The organism is Corynebacterium sp. TAE3-ERU12, assembly GCF_019209905.1.
In the GTDB taxonomy this organism is placed as follows: domain Bacteria; phylum Actinomycetota; class Actinomycetes; order Mycobacteriales; family Mycobacteriaceae; genus Corynebacterium.
Genome location: NZ_JAHUTM010000002.1, coordinates 205461 through 230034, shown reverse-complemented (window position 1 = coordinate 230034; position 24574 = coordinate 205461). Strand labels below are relative to the sequence as shown.

At 61.1% G+C, this 24574-nt stretch carries 25 protein-coding genes; 8 read left to right on the top strand and 17 right to left on the bottom strand.

Annotation, left to right across the window (positions count from 1 at the left end):
* Window positions 1–14: 14 nt before the first annotated feature.
* Together KRX51_RS07495 and KRX51_RS07490 are read right to left on the bottom strand one after the other, a co-directional pair.
* On the bottom strand, window positions 15–161 hold the full coding sequence (locus KRX51_RS07495) for a hypothetical protein (protein WP_218362514.1): 147 nt from the start codon (window positions 159–161) through the stop codon (window positions 15–17).
* Between the two features lie 309 nt (window positions 162–470).
* On the bottom strand, window positions 471–1433 hold the full coding sequence (locus KRX51_RS07490) for a diacylglycerol kinase (RefSeq protein ID WP_218362513.1): 963 nt from the start codon (window positions 1431–1433) through the stop codon (window positions 471–473).
* Between the two features lie 163 nt (window positions 1434–1596).
* Between KRX51_RS07490 and KRX51_RS07485 the strand changes: the two genes are divergently transcribed.
* Window positions 1597–3150, top strand: a complete 1554-nt coding sequence (locus KRX51_RS07485) for a glycerol-3-phosphate dehydrogenase/oxidase (protein WP_218362512.1) — start codon at window positions 1597–1599, stop codon at window positions 3148–3150.
* 31 nt (window positions 3151–3181) lie between these two features.
* On the top strand, window positions 3182–4867 hold the full coding sequence (locus KRX51_RS07480) for an FAD-binding oxidoreductase (RefSeq protein WP_218362511.1): 1686 nt from the start codon (window positions 3182–3184) through the stop codon (window positions 4865–4867).
* A gap of 63 nt (window positions 4868–4930) precedes the next feature.
* On the opposite strand, the gene KRX51_RS07475 is transcribed toward KRX51_RS07480, so the two are convergent.
* From KRX51_RS07475 to KRX51_RS07430, 10 genes are all read right to left on the bottom strand, one after another.
* Window positions 4931–6184: a phosphatase PAP2 family protein gene (locus KRX51_RS07475; protein ID WP_218362510.1), complete on the bottom strand. Its 1254-nt coding sequence runs from the start codon at window positions 6182–6184 to the stop codon at window positions 4931–4933.
* A 232-nt stretch (window positions 6185–6416) separates the two neighbouring features.
* Window positions 6417–7280 (bottom strand): 3-hydroxybutyryl-CoA dehydrogenase, encoded by an 864-nt coding sequence (locus KRX51_RS07470; RefSeq protein ID WP_218362509.1) that lies wholly within the window; start codon window positions 7278–7280, stop codon window positions 6417–6419.
* A gap of 111 nt (window positions 7281–7391) precedes the next feature.
* Entirely contained in the window at window positions 7392–7934 is a 543-nt protein-coding gene (locus tag KRX51_RS07465) for a hypothetical protein (RefSeq protein ID WP_218362508.1), read from the bottom strand.
* A 33-nt stretch (window positions 7935–7967) separates the two neighbouring features.
* Window positions 7968–9788, bottom strand: coding sequence for a BCCT family transporter (locus tag KRX51_RS07460; protein ID WP_218362507.1), 1821 nt, complete (start codon window positions 9786–9788; stop codon window positions 7968–7970).
* A gap of 177 nt (window positions 9789–9965) precedes the next feature.
* The gene (locus KRX51_RS07455) at window positions 9966–10625 is read right to left on the bottom strand and encodes a heme oxygenase (biliverdin-producing) (RefSeq protein ID WP_218362506.1); all 660 of its coding nucleotides are present in this window, start codon (window positions 10623–10625) and stop codon (window positions 9966–9968) included.
* Window positions 10606–11388, bottom strand: a complete 783-nt coding sequence (locus KRX51_RS07450; protein ID WP_218362505.1) for a heme ABC transporter ATP-binding protein — start codon at window positions 11386–11388, stop codon at window positions 10606–10608. The genes KRX51_RS07455 and KRX51_RS07450 overlap by 20 nt, the downstream gene beginning before the upstream one ends.
* Window positions 11385–12458, bottom strand: a complete 1074-nt coding sequence (locus tag KRX51_RS07445) for an iron ABC transporter permease (protein ID WP_218362504.1) — start codon at window positions 12456–12458, stop codon at window positions 11385–11387. The genes KRX51_RS07450 and KRX51_RS07445 overlap by 4 nt, the downstream gene beginning before the upstream one ends.
* Window positions 12455–13516: a hemin ABC transporter substrate-binding protein gene (locus tag KRX51_RS07440; protein WP_218362503.1), complete on the bottom strand. Its 1062-nt coding sequence runs from the start codon at window positions 13514–13516 to the stop codon at window positions 12455–12457. Before KRX51_RS07440 ends, KRX51_RS07445 begins: the two co-directional genes overlap by 4 nt.
* A 106-nt stretch (window positions 13517–13622) precedes the next feature.
* On the bottom strand, window positions 13623–13961 hold the full coding sequence (locus KRX51_RS07435; RefSeq protein WP_370625066.1) for a DUF2752 domain-containing protein: 339 nt from the start codon (window positions 13959–13961) through the stop codon (window positions 13623–13625).
* An 88-nt stretch (window positions 13962–14049) separates the two neighbouring features.
* Entirely contained in the window at window positions 14050–14781 is a 732-nt protein-coding gene (locus KRX51_RS07430; RefSeq protein ID WP_370625065.1) for an isochorismatase family protein, read from the bottom strand.
* 90 nt (window positions 14782–14871) lie between these two features.
* Between KRX51_RS07430 and KRX51_RS07425 the strand changes: the two genes are divergently transcribed.
* On the top strand, window positions 14872–15789 hold the full coding sequence (locus KRX51_RS07425; RefSeq protein ID WP_218362501.1) for a DUF808 domain-containing protein: 918 nt from the start codon (window positions 14872–14874) through the stop codon (window positions 15787–15789).
* Here the strand turns inward: KRX51_RS07425 and KRX51_RS07420 are convergent.
* Window positions 15786–16259, bottom strand: a complete 474-nt coding sequence (locus tag KRX51_RS07420) for a YchJ family protein (RefSeq protein ID WP_255549538.1) — start codon at window positions 16257–16259, stop codon at window positions 15786–15788. The genes KRX51_RS07425 and KRX51_RS07420 overlap by 4 nt on opposite strands.
* Window positions 16260–16387: 128 nt before the next feature.
* Between KRX51_RS07420 and KRX51_RS07415 the strand changes: the two genes are divergently transcribed.
* On the top strand, window positions 16388–16807 hold the full coding sequence (locus KRX51_RS07415) for a DUF3592 domain-containing protein (protein WP_218362500.1): 420 nt from the start codon (window positions 16388–16390) through the stop codon (window positions 16805–16807).
* Window positions 16808–16817: 10 nt separating this feature from the next.
* Here KRX51_RS07415 and KRX51_RS07410 read toward each other — a convergent pair whose 3' ends face one another.
* On the bottom strand, window positions 16818–17168 hold the full coding sequence (locus KRX51_RS07410) for a hypothetical protein (RefSeq protein WP_218362499.1): 351 nt from the start codon (window positions 17166–17168) through the stop codon (window positions 16818–16820).
* Between the two features lie 36 nt (window positions 17169–17204).
* Window positions 17205–18641, bottom strand: a complete 1437-nt coding sequence (locus KRX51_RS07405; RefSeq protein ID WP_218362498.1) for a GuaB1 family IMP dehydrogenase-related protein — start codon at window positions 18639–18641, stop codon at window positions 17205–17207.
* A gap of 89 nt (window positions 18642–18730) precedes the next feature.
* Here KRX51_RS07405 and KRX51_RS07400 point away from each other — a divergent pair, with 89 nt between their 5' ends.
* The 4 genes from KRX51_RS07400 (at window position 18731) to KRX51_RS07385 (ending at window position 23308) form a co-directional block, all read left to right on the top strand.
* The gene (locus KRX51_RS07400; RefSeq protein WP_370625074.1) at window positions 18731–20323 is read left to right on the top strand and encodes a cation:proton antiporter; all 1593 of its coding nucleotides are present in this window, start codon (window positions 18731–18733) and stop codon (window positions 20321–20323) included.
* A gap of 10 nt (window positions 20324–20333) precedes the next feature.
* A complete protein-coding gene (locus tag KRX51_RS07395) occupies window positions 20334–20756 on the top strand; it encodes a hypothetical protein (RefSeq protein WP_218362496.1) in 423 nt (140 codons plus the stop codon).
* Between the two features lie 5 nt (window positions 20757–20761).
* Window positions 20762–21523, top strand: coding sequence for a hypothetical protein (locus KRX51_RS07390; protein ID WP_218362495.1), 762 nt, complete (start codon window positions 20762–20764; stop codon window positions 21521–21523).
* An 81-nt stretch (window positions 21524–21604) separates the two neighbouring features.
* The gene (locus tag KRX51_RS07385; protein WP_218362494.1) at window positions 21605–23308 is read left to right on the top strand and encodes an AMP-binding protein; all 1704 of its coding nucleotides are present in this window, start codon (window positions 21605–21607) and stop codon (window positions 23306–23308) included.
* 73 nt (window positions 23309–23381) lie between these two features.
* Here KRX51_RS07385 and KRX51_RS07380 read toward each other — a convergent pair whose 3' ends face one another.
* Complete coding sequence (locus KRX51_RS07380) at window positions 23382–23759, bottom strand: PH domain-containing protein (RefSeq protein ID WP_218362493.1); 378 nt, start codon at window positions 23757–23759, stop codon at window positions 23382–23384.
* A 39-nt stretch (window positions 23760–23798) separates the two neighbouring features.
* Window positions 23799–24527: a hypothetical protein gene (locus KRX51_RS07375; protein WP_218362492.1), complete on the bottom strand. Its 729-nt coding sequence runs from the start codon at window positions 24525–24527 to the stop codon at window positions 23799–23801.
* Between the last annotated feature and the right edge of the window lie 47 nt (window positions 24528–24574).

The following is a 24574-nucleotide window of genomic DNA, read 5'->3' as shown; positions in this document are numbered from 1 at the left end:
CCCCCGGTGTTCTTTTAGGCGGCGACGGTGACGAGGTCGCTGTGCAGGATACCGGGGGTTTCTGGGCCCTCGTAGATGAAGAGGCCGAAGTAGTCGGCGAGGCTGAATTCATCCCGCTGGGTGCCGGTGGTGGTGTGCTGGGCTGCGGTGGTGTGCTGCATTGGGGTTCGCGCTTTCGGTGTTCCAGCCGGACGTAGGTTGTTGTGCCGGCAGCAGGTAGTCAGGGGCTGCGGGGCGTCCGCGCGGCGAACCCTGGCGTGTTTAGCGGGGCAGCGGCGCGGACTGGGAACAACACAGACACATCATCAAGGGGCGCAGGGCAGTCGTTGCTGCAAACATCTGCGGACCTCCTTGTGGTGTCTTTTCCGGGCGCGGTATACCGAGCAGTCTAGATAATTTGTCGGCCAGACACCAGTGCCGCACCGAATTTTTTCGGTGCGGCACTGCTTTATACTGTGTGAACTGCGCTTTTAGGGGCGCGGCACGATATAGCGACCCACATGGGGCACGACTTCTACCTTCACCGGCAGCGGCATCATGTAGTCACCGTCGGCATAGGCATTCATTTCTGCCTTGGGGTCGAGGAACTCCACTACTGCGCTGCGGCAGCGGTACTGCTGGACTTCGTCGTAGTTGACGTGCTCGCCCTTGAACACTGAACCGAAGACTGTTGCCGCCTTGATGCGCCCAGCCTTGCCGATAACGGTGATGTCCATCATGCCGTCGCTGTGATTAGCCGACGGGCAGATCTTCATCCCGCCGCCGTAGCTGCGGGTATTGCCGAATGCGGCCAGGGTGATGCGTTCGTCAATGACCCGGCCGTCATCCAAGGTGATCTTGAACGGCAGGGCGTGGAAGTTGAGGAACTCAATGACGATGGCTGCGTTGTACCGGTTACGGCCGTGCGGCCAGCTCATCTCGTTGACTCGGTCGGAGACCAGGGAGTCAAAGCCGGCGCACATGATGGTGCCGAACCACATTGGTTCCTGGTCATCGTCGTGCAGCGAGCTGATCCGGCCCAGGTCGGTGGTGATGCAGAAACCATCGGCGACAACATCGGCGGCGTCTTCGGGTGAATTGCGCGGCAGGCGGTATTCACGGCCGTGGTCATTGCCGGTACCGGCGGGGATGATGCCCAGCGGGATATCGGTGCCGGCTTGTTCCTGCAGGGCGAGGTTGATCATGCCGTCACCGCCGGCGACGACGAGGGCGTCGACGCGACCGTCGTCCAGCACGGTGCGGATGAGCCGGCGGGCGTCGGCGGGAGATTTGCCTTGCAGTGCGACGACGTCAATTCCGCGCTTGGAGAATTGAGCCATCGCGCGTTCTGCGGCATGAGAAGCGGCACCGTGCCCGGCCTTCGGATTTGTTACCAAAGCAACGGTATTGATTTCTTCATGACCTAATGGATACTGCTCCGAATAATTCGTCATTGACGAACCCCTTTCATGAAACCAATTCTTTTGATGAGAAATAACCGATTTCGTAACTGAGCTAACCAGAACTGCTGACTTGAGTCTATTATAGACACCAGAACATCCTTCAAGCTGGGGAAACCCAGTATGGGGGTCACCATTTTGACATCAGGAGTATTCCATGGCTATTCCGAATGGCAATTCTCAATTAAGCGCTTCCCGGCGTGACCGAGAGTGGAACGAGATTGCAGAACTGAGTAATTCCGGACAAGCAGTCGACCTGATTGTTATTGGCGCGGGTATTACCGGTGTGGGCATTGCACTTGATGCAGCCTCACGCGGTATGTCTGTTGTCCTGGTGGAAAAGCACGACCTGGCTTTCGGTACCAGCCGCTGGTCGTCCAAGCTGGCCCACGGCGGCCTGCGTTACCTGGCCACCGGCAATGTCGGCATCGCGCGACGCTCCGCCCGCGAGCGTGGTGCGCTGATGGAGCACACCGCACCGCACCTGGTGCACTCCATCACTCAGGTCGTCCCGGTCATTGATGAGTTCAATATTCTCAATAAGACCCTCCCCCGGATGGGGTTCCTCGCCGGCGATATGCTGCGCATAGCCGCATTCACCTCCGGTAAGACCCTGCCGCCCTCACGCACGGTGAGCCCCGAAGAGGTCAAGAAGCTCTCCCCCACTGTGCGTACCGACGGCCTGCGCTTCGGCTACGTCAATTACGACGGCCAGCTGGAAGATGACGCCCGCCTGGTGACTGCGGTGGCACGTACCGCCGCGGCGTGCGGGGCCCGGGTGCTCACCCACGCCAGCGCTGAGGACGCCACCGGCGACCAGGTCACCATCACCGATGAGTTCGGAGATAAGGATTCGGTCACCCTGCATGCCCGCGCGGTGATTAATGCCACCGGCGTGTGGGCTGGCCAGATTGACGAGGGCATTCGGGTCCGCCCGTCGCGCGGCACCCACCTGGTCTTCGATGCCGAGACTTTCGGTAACCCCACCGGCTCGCTGACCATCCCGGTGCCCGGTCACACCAACCGTTTCTGCTTCCTGCTGCCCGCCCCGCTGGGCCGGGTCTACCTGGGGCTTACCGACGAGGACGCCCCGGGCCCGATCCCGGATGAGCCCGAGCCGACCGAGGAGGAAATCCAATTCCTGCTCGATGTCATCAACCGTGGCCTGGACCGCAAGGTCACCCGCGCTGATGTGCGTGGCGCTTTCGCTGGTTTGCGTCCGCTTATTGACTCCAGTGATGGCAGCACCGCGGACCTGTCCCGCGAGCACACCATTTTGGCCAATAAGACCGGCCTTATCAGCATTGTTGGCGGCAAGCTCACTGAGTACCGGCTGATGGCTGAGCAGGCCGTCGATAAGGCCCTGGAGCGCATGGGGGAACAGGCCGCGCCGTGCTGGACCCGTGAGCTGAAGCTTGTGGGTGCGACCCCGGGCGCTGAGGTTCCCGCCGAGGCCCCGGACTGGTTGCTGCGTCGTTTCGGCGGCGAGGCCGCTGAGGTGGTGCGCAGCTGCGCCCTGGATCGCCCGTTGGAGCGTGTGGCTGAGGGTATCGATGTCACCCGCGCCGAGTTCGCGTGGGCTGTTACCCATGAGGGCGCGATGACTGTGGCGGATATTTTGGACCGCCGTACCCGTATTGGCTTGATTGATGAGGACCGCGCCAAGTGCGTCGCTGCTGCTGAAGAGGCATTGCAGCTCGCTTCGGCCTAGGTTCGCCCCATAACACTTGGAAAGGATCACAATGTCCGAGAAGAATTCTGCTCCGCACCGCATGCGTTGGTGGGGTTGGGGCACCGACGGTTTTGATAAGCCGATTACCGAAGAGGCAGAGCAGCTGCTTATCGACGAGATCGGCATGGTCGAGGCCCACCACCCGCCGAAGGATATTTCCGAGGTCACCATCCCGGAATCCCGGCTTGCCGACGCTGACCTCGACGCCCTGCGCGGCCCCAATGGTGATATCTCGGTGTCGGTGGATCACGACACCCGCGTGAAGTACTCACTGGGCCGCTCCTACCCGGACTTGGCCCGCCTGCGTCAGGGCGTTATTGATATCGCCCCCGATGCGATTGTGATGCCCACTGATGAAGAGCAGCTGCAGGCTGTGCTCGAGATTTGTACTGAGCGCGGTATCGCGGTGACCCCGTTTGGTGGCGGCACCTCTGTTGTTGGTGGCGTGGAGGCTATCGACGGCGGCTACGGCAAGGCCATTGCTCTGTCCATGGTGGCTTTCAACAACATCCTGGAAATCGACGAGGTCGCTAATACCGTCACCGTGCAGACCGGTGTTTTCGGCCCCGATTTGGAGGCCGAACTCGAGCCTAAGGGCCTGACTGTGGGCCACTTCCCGCAGTCCTTTGAGTTCTCCACTGTCGGTGGTTGGGTGGCGTGCCGCTCGGCTGGCCAGGAGTCCTCCGGCTATGGCCGTATTGACCGCAACGTTATTGGTATGCGTGTGGTCACTCCGGCCGGCACCATGGAGTTCCGGGATATCCCCTCCTCTGCGGCTGGCCCGAACCCGCGTGAACTATTCCTGGGCTCGGAGGGCACGCTTGGCATCATCACCCAGGTGACGCTGCAGCTGCACCACCGTCCCGACGAGATGATTTTCGATACCTACTTCGTCAATAACTTCGACGAGGGCCTGGAGATCTTCCGCAAGCTCGAGCAGGACGGCCATATCCCGCACTTGGCTCGCCTCTCCGATGAGCCGGAGACGCGTTTCGGTATTGAGCAGATGGGCGGCAAGACCGGCCCGATGCTGAAGAAGTACCTCTCGGTGCGCGGTATCGACACTCCCTGCATGATCCTGTTCGGCTTCGGCCAGGAAAACCGCGCAGAGGCCATGGCTGCCCGTGAGCTGCTGGCCGCCCGCCTTTTGAAGCAGAAGTGCGTGCGCCTGGGTTCCATTCCGGGCCAGCTGTGGGTCAAGCACCGCTTCACCTCCCCCTACCTGCGTGATGTCATGATGACCCGCCGGGTGGGTGTGGACACCCTGGAAACCTGCACCACCTGGGAGCACGCTTCTCAGCTGCGCACCAAGATCATGGAGAGCATGCGCGCGGCCGCCAATGAGCATGGCACCCCGACCTACGTGTTCTGCCATATCTCGCATATGTACGAGACCGGCTGCTCGTTGTACTTCACGTACTTCTTCCGCGAGGAGCCCGGCCAGATCATGCAGCAGTGGATGGATATTAAGGGCGCTGCCGGTGCGGCCATCGTCGAATTCGATGGCACCATCACCCACCACCACGGAGTCGGCCAGGACCACGCCCCGCAGGCCTACCTGGAGAACACGGAGCTGTTCGCCAAGGTGCTCAATGCGGTGAAGAAGGAACTGGACCCGAAGGGCATCCTGAACCCAGGCAAGCTCTTCAACGGCCCGCACTCACTGGATGAGCGCTACGGCAGCTCTGATATCTAAAGACGAGCACAGCAAAACTCCCGGGGATGACCGCTCATCCCCGGGAGTTTTTTGCTGCGTGGCTTAGCCGACGATGCTCAGCGAACCATCAGCATTCACAGTGACCTCGGCGGCCAGGGCGCGGGCCAGGTTGATGCGCATATGCGAGGCCTTGCCGTCGGTGCGGTCCAGCGGGTAGCCGGAATCAATGGCGGTACGGGCAAGCACCTCAACACGCTGGGCGTCGGTGAGCTCCGGGAAACGGGTTTCTAGCAGCCCCTCATAGCCAGCGGGGACAGTCACCGGGACACCGGGCTGGCCGATCTGGGGGAAACCGTAGGTCATGCGGTCGGTGTAGCTGCGTACCGCTTCCGCATCCGACAGGTAGGGGGTGTCATTGGCGATGCACACATCAAGGTAGTCGCCGCACTGGTATTCCAGCTCGGCACGGATCTCGTGGGAGGCCTCGTCGATAAGCACCCGGAACTCCGGGTCATTCCACCGATCCGCAGCAGCGGCGGTGCCCATCATGCGCCCACCCATCACATCCAGCGGGTAGTGCACGCCCATCACCTGCCGGTTGTAGCCGGCCTCGGCGCCGCGGGCCTGCAGCTGCGGGCCGAACTCGGGCATCATCATGGACAGCACGGTGACAGTCCAGGTGGCCTTATTGGTGTGCCCCGAAGGGTAGGACGGGGTAGTCGAGTACGGGTCGTCATCGCCTTCGGCATTGCGGTAGTAGCGCTCAATCCGATCCGGGGCGACCACGAACGGGCGGTCGTAGCCGTAGTAGTACTTCTCAGCGAAGGTCGACGACACCAGTCCGCCGGCCCGGGCCAGGTTGCCCGACAAAAGGGCCTCAGTCTTGGGTAGGCGGCCGGCTTCCAATGCCGCCACGAAATCAGCGCCGAGATCCTCACCAAAAGCATCGGCAAGGGTCAGCAAGGGATCGTCGTGATCGTCGGCAAGCGCACGAAGCTGCATATCGCGATCATTTTTCGCCGCATTATTGATAGCTACGACGATATCGAGGTTCTGCTCCATGATCTCGGGGTGATTCTCGCGCAGGTCCTCGAAGGGGCTGACCACATCGAAGTAGAAGATGTCATCGCCGTGCACATCAGAGGGGTACGGGCGGGCGATATCAGTGGGCTTATACGACTCCGGCTCCGGGGCTTCCGGGGCGGGGCGGGTGTTCTCCGAGGTGCCGGGAACAGACAGGAAGTCGAAGAGATCATCAACAGGGGCCGCAGTGGCTGGAGTGGCAATAGCCGGCAGAACTACAGCGGCAGTAACGGCAATTCCAATCCGACGCAGGGCGTGGCGCGAGATAGACACGGGTGTGCAAAGCTCCTTCGGGCTGTCCCGACAGACACGAACAATCCGCCGGATTTCATGGTTATGCCGGTGCGGGCGCTTACCACCCGCACCGATTCTGCGGCGAGACTAATTCAAGCCTGTGACCAGGCTGTTAGAACCAGCCGGATACCAGGTGGCCAGCGGGTGAACACAGAATGAACCCGGTAAACAATTCGGAATTGTTTACCGGGTTCTATTCGGCGACTAGCGCCTAGGAGTAATCGTAGAAGCCCTGGCCAGACTTACGGCCAAAGCGACCCGCCTCAACCATGCGCTTCAGCAGCGGCGGGGCAGCATAGGTGGGCTCGGCGTACTCGTCGTACATCGCGTCCGCAATGAACTTCACAGTATCCAGACCAACCATGTCAGCCAGGGTCAACGGGCCCATCGGGTGCGCGCAGCCATTAACCATGCCGGCATCAATATCTTCCTTAGAAGCCACACCGTCCTGCAGCATGCGGATGGCGCCCAGAATATAGGGCACCAGCAAAGCGTTGACGATGAAACCGGAACGGTCCTTAGCGCGAATCACCGTCTTGCCGAGTGCTTCCTTGGCGTAGGCATACGCGCGCTCAGCCTGAACCTCACCGGTGGACAAGGTCACCACATGCTCCACCAACGGCAGCACCGGCACCGGGTTGAAGAAGTGCAGGCCCATCACACGCTCCGGGTGCTTAGTAGCCGCAGCAATGGACTGCACCGGAAGCGAGGAAGTATTGGTCGCCAAAATGGCGTTGTCATCAGTGATGGCCTCATCCAGCTGCTGGAAAACGCTGGCCTTGACCTCTGGGTTTTCGACGATAGCTTCGATAGTCAGCTCACGGTCGGCGAAATCAGCCAGGTCAGTGGTGTAGGAAATACGGCCGATAATCTCATCGCGCTGCTCCTGCTCGAGCTTGCCCTTGGCGACCAAACGGTCCAGGGACTTAGCGATACGCTTCTTGCCACCCTCGAGGAATTCTTCCTTGGCTTCCCACACCAACACGTCGCTGCCTGCGCGGGCACAGACCTCGATAATGCCGGAACCCATCTGGCCGGCACCAACGACGCCGACGCGGGTGATCTCATTAGCCATAATTCGTACACTCCCGATCTTGATTGACTCCGGCGAGGCATCGCCGAACGTTCGCCAAAGATCGTACCGAACCATATGCCACCGCGCGGCCACGCCGGCGCAAAACTTCAGCTACTCCTGCCCCAGCTGAGCCAAGATGGCGTCAATATCCTGCACACTGCGGTTCGCCTCTTCGGCGATCTCCTGCTGCGGGGCTTGCGTTAATTCCTCCCAGGACGCACGCATGCGGGGCAATTCGTCGGCAAGCAGCGCACGGAATTTCTGGGCAATATCGTCCGAATCGGCGATATCACTGGCCCGAAAAGTAGGCTCGCCGCCCTCACGGTAGTTCACCAACAGGCCCAACTCACGCCCAGCCAAGGCAGAAACAGTGCCCGCCAACTGTGCAGTTTCCGGGTCCGGCTGGCTGGCCTGCACCGCATTGGAAATAACAATGAGCTGCTCGGCATCAGCAAGCAGATGCGCGGTGTACTGCGCAGCCGCCGGCGCTTCCTGAACATCAGTGGCGCGCGCAGCAGAGGACTGGTCCGCACCACCATCAGTGGCGGTGGCAGGGTCATACCCACAGCCCATAAGCAGGGCCGTGGGCAGCACCAATGCTGCGGCACACCAGTAGCGCCGACGACGGGAACCTTCACAAACGCGGGAAGTCATGAGTTGAGACTACGACGCTTATCCCCACCGCGGCTAACTATGCTGCGTGGAATCATCAGATGACTCCGCAGACACCACATCGAAATCGCCGTCGACCACCACGTCGTTATGCAGAACCAACCGCCCCTGGGAGTCATAGTCATAATCGATCTGCGGCAGCGGCTGGCCAGATTCGTCATAACCAGGCGCCGGGGCAGCCTCGTGGCGCTCCAATTTCTCGGCGGTATCGGTCTCACCCCAATGGCGAGTCACCGGGGCCGGGATCGCCTGGTGGTCATCAGACATGCCCTTGACCAGTGAGTACATCATCACCAAGTGCAGCAAGAAGAATGGCACACCAATGATGATCACCACATTCTGGATAGCCAAAATGCCCGTCACACCATTGAGCACCAGCAGCGTGCCCGCCACAGCGCCGATCATCACACCCCACAGGATGCGGTAGACCGTCGGTGACTTGTTCTCAGCACCAGTGGACATCATGTCCATCACCATCGCCGCGGAATCAATCGAGGTGATGAAGAAAATCAGAATGACCACAAGAGCCAGCACACTCATCGCAGTGGCAATCGGGTACTGCTCCAACAAAATGAACAGCGACGGCGAAGGGTCACCACCTTCGACAACCGGCTCAGACAAAATGCCGGGGTTGGACATCTCCAAGTCGAAACCAGCACGGCCAAAAATGGAGAACCAGATGACCACAAATAACGTCGGCAAGCCCAGCACGCCACCGATGAACTCACGCACAGTGCGGCCGCGCGAAATGCGGGCCACAAAAATGCCGATAAACGGCGACCAGCAAATAGTCCAGGCCCAGTAGAACACCGTCCACGAACCCTGGGACCAGTCCGGATTGACGTTGTGCGAGTCAGTCCAGAACATCAGCTCCGGCAGCTCACCGAGATACGTGCCGGTGGTCTCCACGATCTGACGCAAAAGCGTCAAGGTGGGGCCGAAGGTGAGCACGAACAGCATCAGCAGCACGGCCAGCACAATATTGATATTGGACAAGACCTTAATGCCCTTATCCAGGCCGCGGGCCACCGAAATGGAGGCCACGATAATGACACCAGCGATCAGCAACAGCTGAACAACTGAGTTCTCCGGCAGCCCCATGACTCGGTGCGCACCCGAATTGACCTGCAAGGTACCCATACCGACCGAAACGGCAATACCGAAAACAGTGCCGATGATGGCCACCGCATCAATGAGTTTGCCCGGCCAGCGGTAAATATGACGACCCAAAAGTGGCGCGAAGATGGAACTCACCCGCGGCGGCAGGTGGCGCTTGTAAATGAAATAGCCAAGTGCCAGGCCAGGCAGCGCGAAGATGACCCACATGTGCATACCGAGGTGGTACACGGTGAAAGCCATAGCCAGGTCCTGAGCCTCGTCGCTCATCGACTCGTAGCCGTAGGGGGACACAACCGCGTGATTGAGCGGCTCCGCGATACCCCAGAACATCAGCACCGAGCCGATACCGCCAGCAAAAAGCATGGCGAACCAGACCAGGAGTGGATAGTCGGGGCGCTCGTCGTCATCGCCGAGGCGCAGACGCCCGAAACGAGACAGACACAGCACAATCAGGAACACCGCCGCAGCGGACACGCCCCCGATAAATAACCAGCCAAGGTTGGTGGTCACCCAGTTCGATGCGACGCCATACACATCTTTGGCGGTATCACCGAAAACGATCGTGACCGCAGAGAACAAAAAGATGAAACCGATAGAAACGGTGAAAATCAGTGGGTCAGTTTTCAGTTGACCAAACTGTGGCGAATGAGCCCGCTTGCGTACTGAAGATGGCTCTTCGTCGGAAGTATCAGATGTTGTTGAGTCAGCAGATGCCATAAGATTCACGCCCTCCGGGGTGGATATCAGTCAAGGCTGCAAAACTGACCATAACAAGGGCGCACCCGGCCCGCTCACGCCCACCCGAAGAAAAAGCCAGCGCACACCGAACAAAGCGCAGCTGCCCTTGCACACGATATGCCCTGGCCGGTTCCCTACGGCCTAGCGGAAAACCCGCTACGGGCGCGGGTACCGGGCATGTAACCCCCGGAAAATTGCGGAGTTGAAATCGAAAGACTTCTTGGCCATCTCCACCACATAATCACGGTTGTCCTGAAGGATCTCCAGCCCATCCAGGCGCTCCCGGTACTGGTCGCGGTACGGCTTAATCTTGTCGATACCCGGGAACTGCAGGCAGCGAGTACCGTCGCCGGTGAAACCATAGGTGCGCGATACCAGCCGGCTAATAGCCTGGCCACCCGCCAAATCGCCGAGGTAGCGCACATAATGATGCGCCGCGAACGCCGCCTGGTCACCATCGCGGCCCACCCGATCGAGCTCTTCGGCATACGCCAGGGTGGCGTCGGTGGGATGAAGCTCTGAGCGCCATGCCCGGGTGCCGTAGAGGTACGTCAAATCCGCAGCGAGGAACCCCACGCGCAGCAGGCGTTCGTCGATAAGCGCGGCGGCTACCGGAGTGCCGGCCAAACGTTCCCCGGCGCCCTCCAAGGCGCGATACACGCACAGCAGCTGCCCGAGGTAGTCGATATAGGCTTCCTTAGGCTGAGTGCCTTCCAACAGTGCCGTCATAAAAGCCGAATTCTCGGCATCATCGTGAACAGCGCTGGTAGCCCGGCGCAGCGTCGCGGACAAAGGCTCAGTGGCCGGTGCAGTCATGGTACCGCCTCCTTTTCGGTTGAATAACGGGATTACCCGCTGAGTCGATCAGCACTTCCACCGCCCTGCCATAGACCGATGAGACACGCTGCTCAGTGAGGGTTTCAATAGGGCAACCAACAGCGATAAGGCGCCCGGATTCCAGTACCGCCACCCGATCTGCCCAAGCAGCGGCAGCGGAAAGATCATGCAACACCACAATGACTGTGCTGCCTGCCCGAGCGCGGTCGCGGGCAACGCTTAAAATTTCCTCGGCATGCCGAAAATCCAAAGCAGCAGTCGGTTCATCAAGCATGAGCACCGGGGTATCTTGCACCAGCACCCGCGCCATATGCACCCGGGCCTGCTCACCGCCGGATAGCCGCGAAATGGGCCGGTCCAGGAACTGGGACACCCCACAATCGGCAACAACACGGCGCTCGAGCTCAGGGTCGCTGCACCCGTGCGGCGCCCGCCCCATCGCGATGACCTCACCAGCGGTGAATGGGAAGTCCACCGCCAAGCGTTGGGTAAGCACCGAGCGCACCCGCGCCAATTCCGAGAGGGAAATATCACTAACGCGGCGCTGCCCAATAGTGATCTCACCCTCGGCGGGAATATCCCCCGACAAAGCACCCAGCAGGGTGGATTTGCCGGCCCCATTCGGCCCGACCAGTGCTAACACTTCACCCGCGCGCGCAGTAAGGGTGACCCCATCAAGAATCTGCGTGCCACCGCGGGTGACTGAACCCCCGGTAATTGTGACGTCGATTCCACTCATCATGCCGTCACCGTCCTACGGCCCCGGTCCAGCAGCCAGAAGAACATCGGGCCACCCACCAGGGCGGTAATCATGCCCAAGGGCAGGTCTGCGTTGGGAATCAGGGTGCGTGCCACAACATCGGCCACCGTGGTGGTCAGCGCCCCGCCCAACATGGAGGCGGGAATCAGCAACTTATGCCCGGGGCCGATGATGAACCGCAGCGCATGCGGAACAACCAGGCCCACGAAGGCAATAATCCCGGAAAACGCCACACCTGCGGCCACCAACAGTGCAGAGACCACAATGATGAGCCGACGAATGCCATCGACATCAACACCCAGGTGCCGTGCGGGCAACTCCCCCAACGACAGCAGGTCAAGCTTCGCGGCGAGCATATTCAGGATCGCTCCGGCGATAAGCGTCGCAACGGCGATAATGCCGACCGCAGTCCAGCTGGCGCCGGCGAAAGTACCCAACTGCCAGAACACGATCTGGTCGCGGGCCGATGGGTCGGCGATAAATGTCAACAGCGACACCACACCGCCACCGATCGCATTGACCGCCACGCCGACCAAAATGATCGTCGCAGCGTCGGACTGCCCTCCGCCTTTGCCTCGAGCCACGGCGGCGACCACCAGTGTTGCCACCACACCGCCGACAAAAGCCCCCAGCGCGGTCAGCCACTGCACTCCCCCAGCAGCGGCAGTCACCGACAGCGTTGGGGCAATGACAACAGCTGCCGAAGCACCAACGGCAGCGCCGGAGGACACACCGATAAGACCCGGCTCTGCCAGTGGATTACCAAAAATCGCCTGCAGGGCCACACCGGCAACAGCAAGGCCAGCACCAACCAGGGCTGCCATACAGATCCGGGGGAAGCGCACGAACCACAGCACCGCGTCGGCGGTTTCTGTGCCGTCACTAGCTTCGGCCAGGCCAATGCCGCGCATAAGGGCGGAAAACACTCCCCCCATGCTGATATTGAACTGCCCAGCCAGTGCTGAGAACACCGCCGCTGCTACTAACGCGATGCTCAGTACGCTGAGCACCACCACATTGCGGGCAGTGTGGTGTGCGGTGACGCCGCTCATGCTCCCTCAGGGGCAGGGCCGTAGAGCGCATCGGCCATCGCGGTGATGACCAGTGCGGTCTGCGGGCCGAAGGACAACAACATCGTGTCGGGCACATCCAGGACCGACTTATTGGCGCCGGCGGGAGTCTGGGCCATACCGGGGATATCCACCAGCCCGTCGACACCACCGACCGAATCAAGCCCGCGCGTCATCACAATCACAGTGTCGGGGCGGGCGGCGGCCAGCGCCTCGGGGGTCATCGGCGAGTACCCCTCGGAGATACCCGCATCCTCAGCGGCATCCACACCGCCGAGCATTTCGATGAGCTCACCAGCGCCGGTTGATTCACCAGCAATCATTGCGGTGTTGGTGCCGCGCACGTACAGCAGCAGCATACGTCGCCCGTCGGAGCGCTCTTGGGCATTATTGGCGGCCTGCTCAATATCGGCAGTGATCTGGTCGCGCACCGGCTCTGCTTGTTCGCTGAGGCCAAGGGCTGCGGCGACATCGTCGATAAGCGTGCCGACGGTGGAGGGGGTTTGGTCATCGCGGACGTGCACCACCGGGATGCCAGCGTCGATAAGCGAGCGGATAGCTGGCACGGGGCCGACGGTGCCGTCGGTGATGATGAGGTCCGGATTCAGCTCCAGTACTGCCTCAGGGTTGATCGCGTGCCCGCCCGGGGTGAGTTCGGGAAGATCTGCCACACCGGGGAAGTCGGAGGAGATATCGCGTCCGACGAGTCGGTCACCCAACCCGAGTGTCCACACCACGCGGGACAGCGACCCGGCCCGGTCGAGGGTGATAATGCGATCCACGGAGGTGACAGTGACTTCCTTACCGCGCTCGTCGGTGACTGTTGTCGGCAGCTGCGGCTGCGGGTCTTTCAGGAGCACCTCCGGGTCCTGTGGGGGCAGATCCGCTGAGACATGGCCTTCTGCCGCCAACGTGGTGGTTTCCGGTGCGGCGTCCCGCTCAGGCATGGAGCAGGCGGTGATGCTGCTCGCTCCGACCACAGTCAGGACAGTGAAGACCGCGGCAGTGAGGCGACGACGAGTTGCAGTACGGGTGAGCATTATCCCTTTCCGGGTCGGCCGGTAGATTTACCCGGAAAGGTTAGCACATCATCACCTGGGCAAAGAATGGTTCCCTACCCTTGAAAAAAGCCTCTGTAATGGGCTTTTAAACCTGCAATGCGGATACCGGCGCCAAGGGAATTAGCCGAATCACAGTCCACCCAATCAGCACCCACACCACCCACGGCCCCAGCCGCGGTGGTCGCAGATAGCGCGGGGCAACCACCCCCACACTGGCCGCACCCCACACCAGCCACGCCCAGATAAGAAACACCACCGCCGCCACCCCGAGGGCATTGAACTGCGCGGCCGCCACGAAGTCCCCCTGCACGAGGGCCTGCACCATCCGGGAGCAACCACAGATCGGGCAATTCACACCCAATAGTGCCTTCGAGGGGCATACCGGGATCGGGCCGCCGGGCTGTTGCGGATTGGCTGCGGCCACCAGAAGACACCCGCATACCGCCGCTACGCCCACGCCAAGCGGCCCCGCCACCGTCGGCAAGCGCCGCGAAGAACCAGACACGTCTCCGCTACACCAATACCGCGCCAGCGGCGGCCATCTCATCGAGCGCCTTGGCCCCGCCCTCAGTACTCACCGCGGCAACCAGGTCCGTGATGACGGAGACGTCGAAGCCTTCCCGAAGCCCATCGAGCACCGTGGCGCGCACACAGAAATCAGTGGCCACACCACAGACATGAAGCTCTTCGACGCCGGCGTCACGCAGCGCGTCGGCAAGCAACCGCCCAGTGCCGGTGCGCCCCTCAAACCCCGAGTAGGCGGCGCTGTACTCACCTTTGGTCACGTCAATACGCACCGCATGCGGGTTGACCTTCTCAAATAAGTCCAGGGAGCGCTGCACCTCAGGGTGCAGCTCCGCGCCGTCGGTGTCGGCGACACAATGCACCGGCCAGGAGTCCACAAAATCGGGCTGATCTGAGAAATGTGCGCCCGGGTCGATGTGGTTATCGCGAGTGGTCACCAGCACCGGGTATTTATTGGCCCGGCCGGCAACGTAGACCCCAAGGCGCCGGTAGGCAGCAATAGCACCACGCACAGCCAGCGAGCCGCCTTCGGAGAAATCATTCTGGGCATCCACGACGACCAGCGCCATGACCGGGCGGGGTTCACGCTCCTGTTCCTGCTGCGCTGCGTGCTCGGCAGGATCTGGGGAGGCTGGGGCGTCGGTATAGGCCTCGGGGTGCAGGTTGGGCAGAATATCGCCATCGGTGACCGGGGTGATGGACTGCTGCGGCTCGCTCATGCCCGCAGATTAGCAGCGCGGAGGCGACCTCCGGCCCGGGATGGCCATAAGATAGGTCGCCATGAGCACCCTTAGCGTTTGGACCATGCGATGAGCGCCGGCCTGGCCGCCCTGCTTGACGACGTTGCCCTGATTGCGCGCAGTGCCGCCGCATCAGTCGATGATGTCAGTGCCGCAGCCGCCCGGGTAAGCACGAAAGCCGCTGGTGTGGTCGTTGACGATGCCGCCGTGACGCCCCGCTATGTGGCGGGGGTGTCCCCAAAACGGGAGTTGCCGATCATCTGGCGCATCACCAAAGGCTCCCTGTTCAACAAGATCGTCATTATTCTGCCGCTGGCGTTGCTGTTGAGCTCTTTCGCGCCGTGGCTGCTGACCCCGATTTTGATGCTGGGCGGCTGCTACCTCTGTTATGAGGGTGCGGAGAAGATCCTGGAGAAGCTCACCGGTAACACTCATGACGAACCGGTGGCGCAAAGCGGCGGCAATTCCGAAGACAAGCTGGTCAAGGCGGCGATCACAACTGACCTCATCCTGTCTGCGGAGATTATGGTGATCTCCCTCAATGAGGTGACGAATGAGCCTTTATTGCAGCGGACAATCATCTTGCTCATCGTGGCTGTTGCGATCACGGCGCTGGTCTATGGCGCGGTGGGGCTGTTGGTCAAGATTGATGATATTGGGCTGCGGCTTGGCCAGTCCGACTCTGCGGCGGTACGCAAAACCGGTGTTTTTATGGTCAAGGGCATGCCGAAACTGCTCACCGCTATTTCTGTGATCGGTGTGCTGGCGATGCTGTGGGTCGGCGGGCATATTCTGATCGCCGGGGTGCACACTCTCGGTTGGCACACCCCGCATGACATCCTGCATCACTTAGCTGGGCTTTCCGACGTTGCCGCCATCAGTTGGCTCATTGATACCGCCAGTTCCATGCTGGTGGGCCTGGTGGTCGGCGCCATTATTGTTGGCGTATTCCACTTCCTGCCGCTGCCTGGCAAGAAGCAGCACTAGGCGGCCGGCGGGTGCGGTAGAAATTCCCCGTCGACGTACATCCAGCGTTTGCCGCGCATCATGAATGTGGAGCGTTCCCACAACATCGCCGGGCCGACCTGGTCGGTGTAGTGGGCGCGGAATTCGACTATCCCTTCCCGTTCGCCGTCGTGGCCGCCGACGACGTCGAGGATTTCTAGTCCCTGCCAGCGCACGTGCGGGTCGAAGGTCACCAGTTCGGGGCGGCGCTGCGGGTGCCAGGTGCGCCATATGAAATCAGCTTCATGGGCCACATAGGCGCTGTACCGGGCGCGCATGAGGTCCAGTGGGGTCGGCGGGCGCTGCTCTTCGCGGTGGAATGGGCCGCAACACTGCCCGTATTTTTTGTTGGTATCGCAGGGGCAGGGGTCAGCGTCGGTAAGCAGCCGTTGTCCCGCGGCACCACTGCGGCCCCACGGTGACTGGTTCATGGTGTGGTGTGGTGTGGTCATTATGGCCCTCCCCTGTGCGCTGCTGTGTGTTGCGCGCCACCGTTGTTTGTAATGCACTGCAGCGCCCTGCGCAGCGGGATCGCTGGGCGGGGGTATTCTGGGCACGAACTACCCGGCTGACCAGGGAGGTGCGCACAGTGCTCGAAGGCGCGGTATGTATGGCCATTGGCCTGAGTGCGATTATCGCCGCGGGGCTGTGGTTTGTGCTGCGTCGGCGCGCCGATGCGCATCGTTTTCACACCACCGGCACCGTCACCGGCGCGGTGGGCCGGCCCGGTGATGATCTGCGCGCGATGGTGATTACTTTCACTGACCGCGATGGCAGCACCCGCAGCTGGACTGACACGCTCTACACCGCTTTTGCCTTGGGGCATGTCGGCGATCAGATTGATATTGCCGTCGACCCGCCGAGTGCCGACGGCGAGCCCGGCGCGGTGTATGTGCCCCGAGAATCCAACCCGACGTTCATGCTCAACGTGCTGTTGGGCATGGCCGGGGTGGCTTTTCTCATCTCGGGGATGTTCATTTTCACCGAGGCTTCGTTCTAACCGAGTATCCCTAGCGCTTCTCGGCGAAGATCAGGGCGCCACCGGTGGCTGCTGCACCCAGGATGAGGGTGAGGCCGAAGATATTGATAGCGGTCGGCGGTAGGTCAATCCACGAAAACGCCCCGACTGTGACGAGCACGCCGCCTAGGGAGGTCAGCACTTTGTAGAGAATGTCGTCGAGGTGAATCGACGAGTACACCGCAGCGACTGCGCCGGCGACCATGAGCAGTACCAGCATGAAGCCAGTCCAGGCATCGCTTGCAGTCGATAATCCCACCACCAGGGTGGCGATGATGAGTGCAGCCGGGGCCAGGCCGACGATAGTGCGCGGGGTTTTGCTGGTCGGGGTCATTTTCGCCATATGTGTGTCCTTCTTCGTCGTGGGTTGTCTCGTGGGTTAGCGGGCTCCAGGTCGCGGGGCGCCTTCAGCGAAACCGGCGGCGGACTGCACGCCCACCACAGCGCGGTCATGGAACTGGGCAATGGAGTCCGCACCTGCGTAGGTGAACGCCGATCGTACACCGGAAATAATGGAGTCAACCAGGTCTTCTACCCCACCGTGGTCGGGTTGGAGGCGGATTTTGCCGGTGGAGATTCCTTCTTCAAATAACGCCCGGCGCGCCTTTTCGAAAGCCTCGGTGCCCGCATTGCGGTGCGCCACGGCCCGGTGTGAGGCCATGCCGTAGGACTCCTTATACGGGTTGCCTTCGGCGTCGTACATGAGGTCGCCTGGGGATTCGTGGGTTCCTGCGAACCAGGAACCGACCATCACATTCGAGGCACCGGCAGCCAGCGCCAGGGCGACATCGCGGGGGTGTCGCACGCCACCATCGGCCCATACGTGGGCGCCGAGTTCGCGCGCTGTGGCGGCGCATTCGAGGACCGCGGAGAACTGGGGTCGGCCCACACCGGTTTGCATGCGGGTGGTGCACATCGCGCCTGGGCCGACGCCGACTTTGATGATGTCCGCGCCTGCTTCAACCAGGTCGCGCACTCCTTCGGCGGTGACGACGTTGCCGGCGACGATGGGCACGTGCGGGTTGAGTGCGCGCACGGTGCGCAGGGCGCTGAGCATGTGGTCTTGGTGCCCGTGGGCTGTGTCTATGACCAGCACGTCGGCACCGGCGTCGAGCAGGGTTGTGGCGCGGGCTGCGACATCGCCGTTGATGCCGATGGCAGCTGCGACCCGCAGGCGGCCGTGATCGTCGAGGGCGGGTGTGTAGATGGAGGCACGCAGGGCACCAGCGCGGGTCAGGATGCCGCGCAGTTCCCCGCCGGCGCCGACAACTGGGGCCAGCTTGCGGCCGGCGTCGTTGAGCTGGAGGAATGCGTCTCGGGGTGCGATGGTGTCCGGCAGGGTCAGCAGCGAGGTGCTCATCAGGGTGCCGACCTGGGCGAAATTATCCACCCCGATGAGGTCTTTGACGGTAACGAGGCCCACCGGGCGGCCGTCGTCGATGACCACTGCGGCACCGTGGGCCCGTTTGGGGATGAGGTGGCGGGCATAGCCGGCGGTGTGGTGCGGCTTGACGGTGATGGGGGTGTCGAAAACGGTGTGCGAGGCCTTAATATCTGCGATGGTTTCTGCCGCAATATCGGCGGGCACGTCCTGTGGCAGCACTGCGATACCGCCGCGGCGGGCGATGGTTTCGGCCATGCGGCGGCCGGCGACGGCGGTCATATTGGCGACGACGAGCGGGATGGTCGTGCCGGTACCGTCGGTGGTGGTCAGGTCGACTGACATCCGCGATCCCACGGTGGAGCGGGATGGCACCATGAACACGTCGTCGTAGGTGAGCTCATAAGGAGCCGGAGCATCGTGCAAAAAACGCATGGGCGCAAGCGTAGCCGGTAGCGTTTGAGGTAAATGTCAGGCGAGTGGCCGGGTAGCTAGGCCGGCAGGGAGGAACCCAGTTGAGCAGCGTGTATATCACCGTTTTGCTGTTTGCGATTTTGGGTGGGCTTATTGCCGCTGCTGTGCGTTTGCCTCCCCTAGTGGGGTTTTTGACGGCAGGTTTCGCCCTTAGTGCGGTGGGAATTGAGGAGGTACCTGGGCTTCATCTGGGTGCTGACCTTGGTGTGACGGTGCTGCTATTCACGATTGGTTTGCACTTGAACCCGCGCGCGTTATTGGAGTTGCGCGCGATTGGCACGGCTGTGGGTCAGGCGGTGGTGAACACCGTGGTGATTGCTGTTGTGTTGGCCGGGGTGAGCATGCTGCCGTTGGCACTGTTTGCGGGCACTGGTTGGCGAGTGTGGTTACTCATTGGCTTGGCGACGTCTTTTTCGTCGACGGTGTTTGTGATGAACCAGTTGGAGTCGACTGGCCGGGTGCGGTCGACCGTCGGTGCAATCGCTATTTCCATCTTGGTGCTGCAGGATATTGTTGCCGTCGCCTACCTTGCACTTTCTGGTGATGAGGCGCCGCAGCCGTGGGCGCTGGCGCTATTTTTCCTGCCTTTATTGCGGCCGTTGCTGGCGCGGATGCCGGACCGGGTGCGGCGTACTGAGCTGATGGTGTTGGGCGGTGTGGCTGCGGCAATCGCTGGTTATACGTTATTCAGCGCGGCCGGCCTGGCTGGGGATTTCGGCGCCCTGATCGCTGGTGTGATGATTTCTGGGCACCCCATTGCGCAACGTCTTTTCGATGCTTTGGTCAGTGTGAAAGAACTGCTGCTGGTGGCTTTCTTCATCCAGATTGGCCTGTCTGGTTTCCCCGATGCGGCTGGGTGGGCGGTGGTGGCGGTACTGCTGCTGCTTTTGCCGCTGAAGGCCGCTGTGTTCTGCCTGATGCTGCACATGTGGGGAATGTCGAATCGTACGTCGGCGATTACGGCTTTGACGATGGCGAATTATTCGGAGTTCGGCCTGATTGTGGCCACGGTGGCGGTGGCGAATGACACGCTGCCGCAGACCTGGATTCCGGTTATGGGTGTGACTGTGGCTGCCAGCTTCGTGGTGTCCGCCTTGGTGGGTGTGCGCCGGGAGGACCTGGTGAACTGGATCGCTGAGATCCTGCCGCCGGTGGCTGAACATCGCTTGGCACCTAATGAGCGCCCGGTGCCGGTTTCTGATGTGGATGCGTTGGTGCTCGGCATGGGCCGGGTGGGCATTGGTGTCTACCGTCGGCTTGCTGATGACTATGACCTGACTGTGGCCGGGGTGGAGTTCAATGAGTCGCGCTGTGCAGAGCTGAGCCACCGCGGTATGCGTGTGATTCACGGTGATGGGACGGACCCGGAATTGTGGCGGCGGATGCATGCGGTTGAGCAGCAGCCGCGGCTGATTGTGTTGGCTATGCCTGAACATGATGCGAATATCACAGTGCTGGATTTGATGCGGAAAAATGATGTGCCGGTGACGGTGGCTGCTGCCGCCCATGAGCGCCACACCACTTTTGAGTTGCTCGACCGGGGTGCTGATGCGGTGGCCTACTTGTATGAGGGCGCTGGCCGTGAGTTGGCTGATTTCGCGTGGGAGGCGTACACCCAAACCCACCCGGAGTCGAAGGCCTAGGAGGTAGCTGATGCGCTCAACCACCCTGGTCGCCGTGTTTTGTGTGGTGGTGGCTGTGTTTGCGGCCGGGTTGTGGCTGACGCGGCATGAGCCGGAGGATATTTTCGTCGGCGACCCGCTGGACCGGTTCGTCGTCGAGCATCCGGAGGCTACCGATATTGTCCTCAGCGAGGTGTATCCGGCTGGGGATTCCTTTGCGACGGTGTGTGCGGGCGTTGCGCCTAGCGAGGTGTCGGCGTATCTGGGCCGCGAGGTGGGCGATGAGATGTCTGTTGCTGATACCGATTGGGTGGTAGAACTGCGCGGGGACGACACCGTTGTGCACCAGGTTCAGCGCGCCCGATTCGACACGTGTTTTACCAAAACGCCGCCGGTTCGGGTGTATGAACGCGGTGACGTCGTCAGTTTCCTGCGCCCCGATTCCAGTTCTTAGGACTTATGACTACCGCGACTCACACCACTGCCCTTTTTGGCTTGCCGACGCATATTGCGGCGGAAGAAGCGGCGTGGAATGCCCGTTGGCACCGTAAGCAGCGCAGCCCGGATCACGCGGCTCCGCATTCTGTGTCGTGGTGGATTGCGGTGTTCTTCGGCGTCGGCGCGGTGTTTTTCATTATCGGCACCTGCGCTGATTTTGCTTCTTCCGACGCCTTGGCGACCTGGACTGATTTTATTGGTGCGTGTTTATTTGGTGTCGGCGCGATCCTGTCCATTATTGAGGCCTACCAGGCTTCCCGACGTATCCGCCCGTTCGTCCCGCACCGCAACCTGTGGCATACCGCTGCTGGCCGGGCCAGTATTATCCAGGGTTTTTGTGCGCTGGTGTTGTTCCAGTTGGCGATGACAGTGCCGCTGTGGGGCTCTTTGGGGTGGCAGGCGACTGACGTGTGGATTTGGGCTCCGTCGACGCTTGGTTCGGTTGGTTTTGTGGTGGCGTCGGGCATTTACTACCGGGAGGCTAAGCCGGCTAAAGATATCGGCACTACTGCAGCGTTGGTCAACCTGGTGGGTAGTTGGTGTTATTTGATCGGCAGTGCTTTCGGTTTTTTGGAGCAGGGGCCGGTGCAGATGTCTGGGGATTGGGTGGTGAACCCGGTGTTCCTGGTGGGTTCGGTGTTGTTCTTCTTCGGTGGGGTGTTCTCGATTATGGAGTTGCGTCAGCCGTTGCAGCAGCATCAGACTGCGCTGTTCCCCCAGTAAGTTGTGGGGTGGGTACACCCGGATAATTTTTGTTAACCGTTACTAACCACGGCCCGGGGTGAAGCTATTAACCTGGCCCTCATGCCCACCACTGTTGCAACCCAAAATGAAAGTATTTCTCCGGCGCAGGAGCCCTCGTGTGCACAGCCCTACCCCAATCCGCTGCGGGTAGCGCTGACGCCGTTGCGGTTTTTGGAACGCAGCGCCGCAATCCACCCGGATCAGACCGCTTGTGTGGATGGCCCCCGCCGGGTCACCTTCGCAGAATTCGCCAGCGATGCCCAGGCTTTAGCTAAAGCACTGCAGGCCGACGGCCTGTGCGCTGGTGACCGCGTCGGCGTGCTGGCCCCCAACAGTTATGAGGCGCTACTCGCCCAGTTCGCGATTCCGCTGGCCGGCGGTGTCATTGTCGCTATCAATATTCGCCTGGCTGCGAAGGAAGTCGCCTATATCGTCGACCATTCCGAGATCAGTACCATCGTGGCCACCAAGGATCTCATTGCGGCCAATTGCTCCGAGTTGCCGGAGACCACGAAATTCCTGGAAATCCCGGATGGTGATGGTGCAGTATCCGGAGACCACCAGACTGTGGCCCAGTTCAGTGATCCGCACCGGGACAGCCCGGACCTGCCGTGGCGGATCTCTGATGAGGACCTGCCGATTGCGATTAACTACACCTCCGGCACCACCGGGAAGCCGAAGGGCGTGGTCTACACCCACCGTGGGGCGTATTTGAATGCGCTGGGTGAGGTGCACGCCCAGCAGTTTGTGTATGAGTCGGTGTACCTGTGGACGTTGCCGATGTTCCACTGCTCGGGCTGGTGTACTGGCTGGGCGGTGATGGCGGTCAGTGGCACCCAGGTCGCTTTGCGTGCGGTACGCGGCGATGTCATGTGGCAGCTGATTAACACTGAGGGGGTCACGCACCTGTGCGGCGCTCCTGCGGTGCTTACTGCCCTGGTTGATAGTGAGGAAAAGCGCCGCGTGGATAATCTGCGCATCGTTACCGCTGGCGCCCCGCCGAGCCCGACCATCATTACTCGCTGCGAGAACCTTGGTGTTGAGATCACTCATGTCTACGGGTTGACCGAAACGTATGGCCCCTACACCGTGTGCGAGCCGCAGCCGGACTGGTCCGAGATGACGGTCCGCCGCCGCGCTGTGCTCAAGGCCCGCCAGGGTGTTTCGTTGGTGACCAATGAGCAGGTGCGGGTGGTCGAGCCCACCGAGACTGATAATGCTGAGCTTGTCGACGTGCCGCATGATGGCACCTCGATGGGTGAGATTGTTGTGTGCGGCAATGGTGTGATGGCCGGCTACTACCGTGATCCTGAGGCCACCCGGCAGGCGTTCCGTGGTGGGTATTTCCACACCGGTGACCTGGGTGTGATGCATCCCGACGGCTATGTCCAGCTGCTGGACCGCGCTAAGGATGTGGTGGTCTCTGGTGGCGAGAATATTTCCACCATTGAGGTCGAGCAGGCCGTGGTCAGCTACCCGGATGTGTCTGACTGTGCTGTTATTGGCGTGCCCGACGAGAAGTGGGGTGAGCGCCCGCGTGCCGTGGTGGTGCTGCGACCGGAGGCTGCTGGCGACAGCAGCGAGCAGCACAACGAAGACATTGCCAACGCCATCATCGCGCACTGCCGCGCGCATATTGCTGGCTATAAGGTGCCGCGTGACATCGTGATCGTGGATGAACTGCCGCGTACCTCGACGGGCAAGGTCCGCAAGGCGGAGCTTCGCGAAGAGGCCTGGCAGGGCCACGAGCAGCGCATTAACTAACGCCAAAACCCACGCACGGCTTTCCCAGTCTCGGGGCCGCGCGTGGGTTTTTGTGCGCCCTCAGTGTTGGGGCTTAGCCCTGCCCGGTGGTCAGCACGGCATGTGAGATGAGGTGGTCAATCCGGCGGATATCGGCGTCCTTGCCGACCTTGATCTTGATCCAGCCAGCCCTGGTCCACAGTTCGATCTCTGCGTTGAAGTCGAGGGTGCCGGCGTTTTCTGAGGACCACATATTGATCGACGAGTACGGCAGCGAGTACATCTCGACCTTCTTGCCCGACAGCCCCTGGGCATCGCGCATAATCAGGCGCTTATTGGTGAAAATCGCGCTGTCCCGGAAGGTTTTGAAGGCAACCCAGGGCTGCTCCCCCTGCACCAGAATTGGCCCGATATCACCGGGAATCGGGATTTCTTGTAAGAGCGTCCACTGGGCAATTGGTGCGAGTTCCATTACTGCGTCCCCCTTGTGTTATCGGTACCGCAACTATATCTAGCCATCGAGATGCGACCAGTCTGCTGGAGGCGGCGACAGCAGCTTCTTCGTGGATCGAATCACGAGCGTGCCAAAAGCGGCGTTACCGCTTGCACCGACTACTGCCCCAATGGCTAGCGGCAGCTGTTTCCCAAGAACAAGAACACCCTGCCGAGTTCCGTACCTAGTTATGAAGCGGGGTCCTAGGACTTTATTAGCTCGCTTCAGCGCCTCACCTGGAATACGGCTGATGATTTGTTTGCTCCAATACGGCACTGTTCGCTCGCCAAGTGCTTGGGTCACTGCCTGGGTGCCGGAGTTGCCTAATAGCGCGGCAAGAACCAAAAATCGCCGACGCTCAAAATCCTCGGTGTCCAGACCGTAGATTTCGGAGATGGCCAACACGTAAAACACGGAGGCTTCCAGGAAGCCCATCAGATCCAAGATGGCCGCTGGTACTTGCACAGCCCCGTTCGGGACGACTGCAGCCATACCGCTACCTGTCCCTGATGCCGTCACCGTCGACAGATACGTTTTATTGATGTACTTGATGAGGTCTTCAGGAGACTTATCTGGGTGTACGCGGCGTAGCCTGGCCACGGTTTTCATTGCTAGCGGCTGCTGAGCCAGCAGAGCCTTATCCAGCCCGGAAGAAACGATTTCGCTCACCGCTGCCGTGCTGAGCTGAGTGCCTGACCTATTGTCCGCGTGATCCGCAGGCACTAGTTCCGCATCATTATTTTCCACACAGCAAACACTAGCGCGATTGAGACTGCGTCGCAGCTCACAGGGCT

What these genes read in the sequence shown, in the direction of transcription:
- KRX51_RS07495 (WP_218362514.1), bottom strand. Translation starts at nt 161, where the DNA reads ATGCAGCACACCACCGCAGCCCAGCACACCACCACCGGCACCCAGCGG.
- KRX51_RS07490 (WP_218362513.1), bottom strand. Translation starts at nt 1,433, where the DNA reads ATGACGAATTATTCGGAGCAGTATCCATTAGGTCATGAAGAAATCAAT.
- KRX51_RS07485 (WP_218362512.1), top strand. Translation starts at nt 1,597, where the DNA reads ATGGCTATTCCGAATGGCAATTCTCAATTAAGCGCTTCCCGGCGTGAC.
- KRX51_RS07480 (WP_218362511.1), top strand. Translation starts at nt 3,182, where the DNA reads ATGTCCGAGAAGAATTCTGCTCCGCACCGCATGCGTTGGTGGGGTTGG.
- KRX51_RS07470 (WP_218362509.1), bottom strand. Translation starts at nt 7,280, where the DNA reads ATGGCTAATGAGATCACCCGCGTCGGCGTCGTTGGTGCCGGCCAGATG.
- KRX51_RS07465 (WP_218362508.1), bottom strand. Translation starts at nt 7,934, where the DNA reads ATGACTTCCCGCGTTTGTGAAGGTTCCCGTCGTCGGCGCTACTGGTGT.
- KRX51_RS07460 (WP_218362507.1), bottom strand. Translation starts at nt 9,788, where the DNA reads ATGGCATCTGCTGACTCAACAACATCTGATACTTCCGACGAAGAGCCA.
- KRX51_RS07455 (WP_218362506.1), bottom strand. Translation starts at nt 10,625, where the DNA reads ATGACTGCACCGGCCACTGAGCCTTTGTCCGCGACGCTGCGCCGGGCT.
- KRX51_RS07450 (WP_218362505.1), bottom strand. Translation starts at nt 11,388, where the DNA reads ATGATGAGTGGAATCGACGTCACAATTACCGGGGGTTCAGTCACCCGC.
- KRX51_RS07445 (WP_218362504.1), bottom strand. Translation starts at nt 12,458, where the DNA reads ATGAGCGGCGTCACCGCACACCACACTGCCCGCAATGTGGTGGTGCTC.
- KRX51_RS07440 (WP_218362503.1), bottom strand. Translation starts at nt 13,516, where the DNA reads ATGCTCACCCGTACTGCAACTCGTCGTCGCCTCACTGCCGCGGTCTTC.
- KRX51_RS07430 (WP_370625065.1), bottom strand. Translation starts at nt 14,781, where the DNA reads ATGAGCGAGCCGCAGCAGTCCATCACCCCGGTCACCGATGGCGATATT.
- KRX51_RS07425 (WP_218362501.1), top strand. Translation starts at nt 14,872, where the DNA reads ATGAGCGCCGGCCTGGCCGCCCTGCTTGACGACGTTGCCCTGATTGCG.
- KRX51_RS07420 (WP_255549538.1), bottom strand. Translation starts at nt 16,259, where the DNA reads ATGACCACACCACACCACACCATGAACCAGTCACCGTGGGGCCGCAGT.
- KRX51_RS07410 (WP_218362499.1), bottom strand. Translation starts at nt 17,168, where the DNA reads ATGGCGAAAATGACCCCGACCAGCAAAACCCCGCGCACTATCGTCGGC.
- KRX51_RS07405 (WP_218362498.1), bottom strand. Translation starts at nt 18,641, where the DNA reads ATGCGTTTTTTGCACGATGCTCCGGCTCCTTATGAGCTCACCTACGAC.
- KRX51_RS07395 (WP_218362496.1), top strand. Translation starts at nt 20,334, where the DNA reads ATGCGCTCAACCACCCTGGTCGCCGTGTTTTGTGTGGTGGTGGCTGTG.
- KRX51_RS07390 (WP_218362495.1), top strand. Translation starts at nt 20,762, where the DNA reads ATGACTACCGCGACTCACACCACTGCCCTTTTTGGCTTGCCGACGCAT.
- KRX51_RS07385 (WP_218362494.1), top strand. Translation starts at nt 21,605, where the DNA reads ATGCCCACCACTGTTGCAACCCAAAATGAAAGTATTTCTCCGGCGCAG.
- KRX51_RS07380 (WP_218362493.1), bottom strand. Translation starts at nt 23,759, where the DNA reads ATGGAACTCGCACCAATTGCCCAGTGGACGCTCTTACAAGAAATCCCG.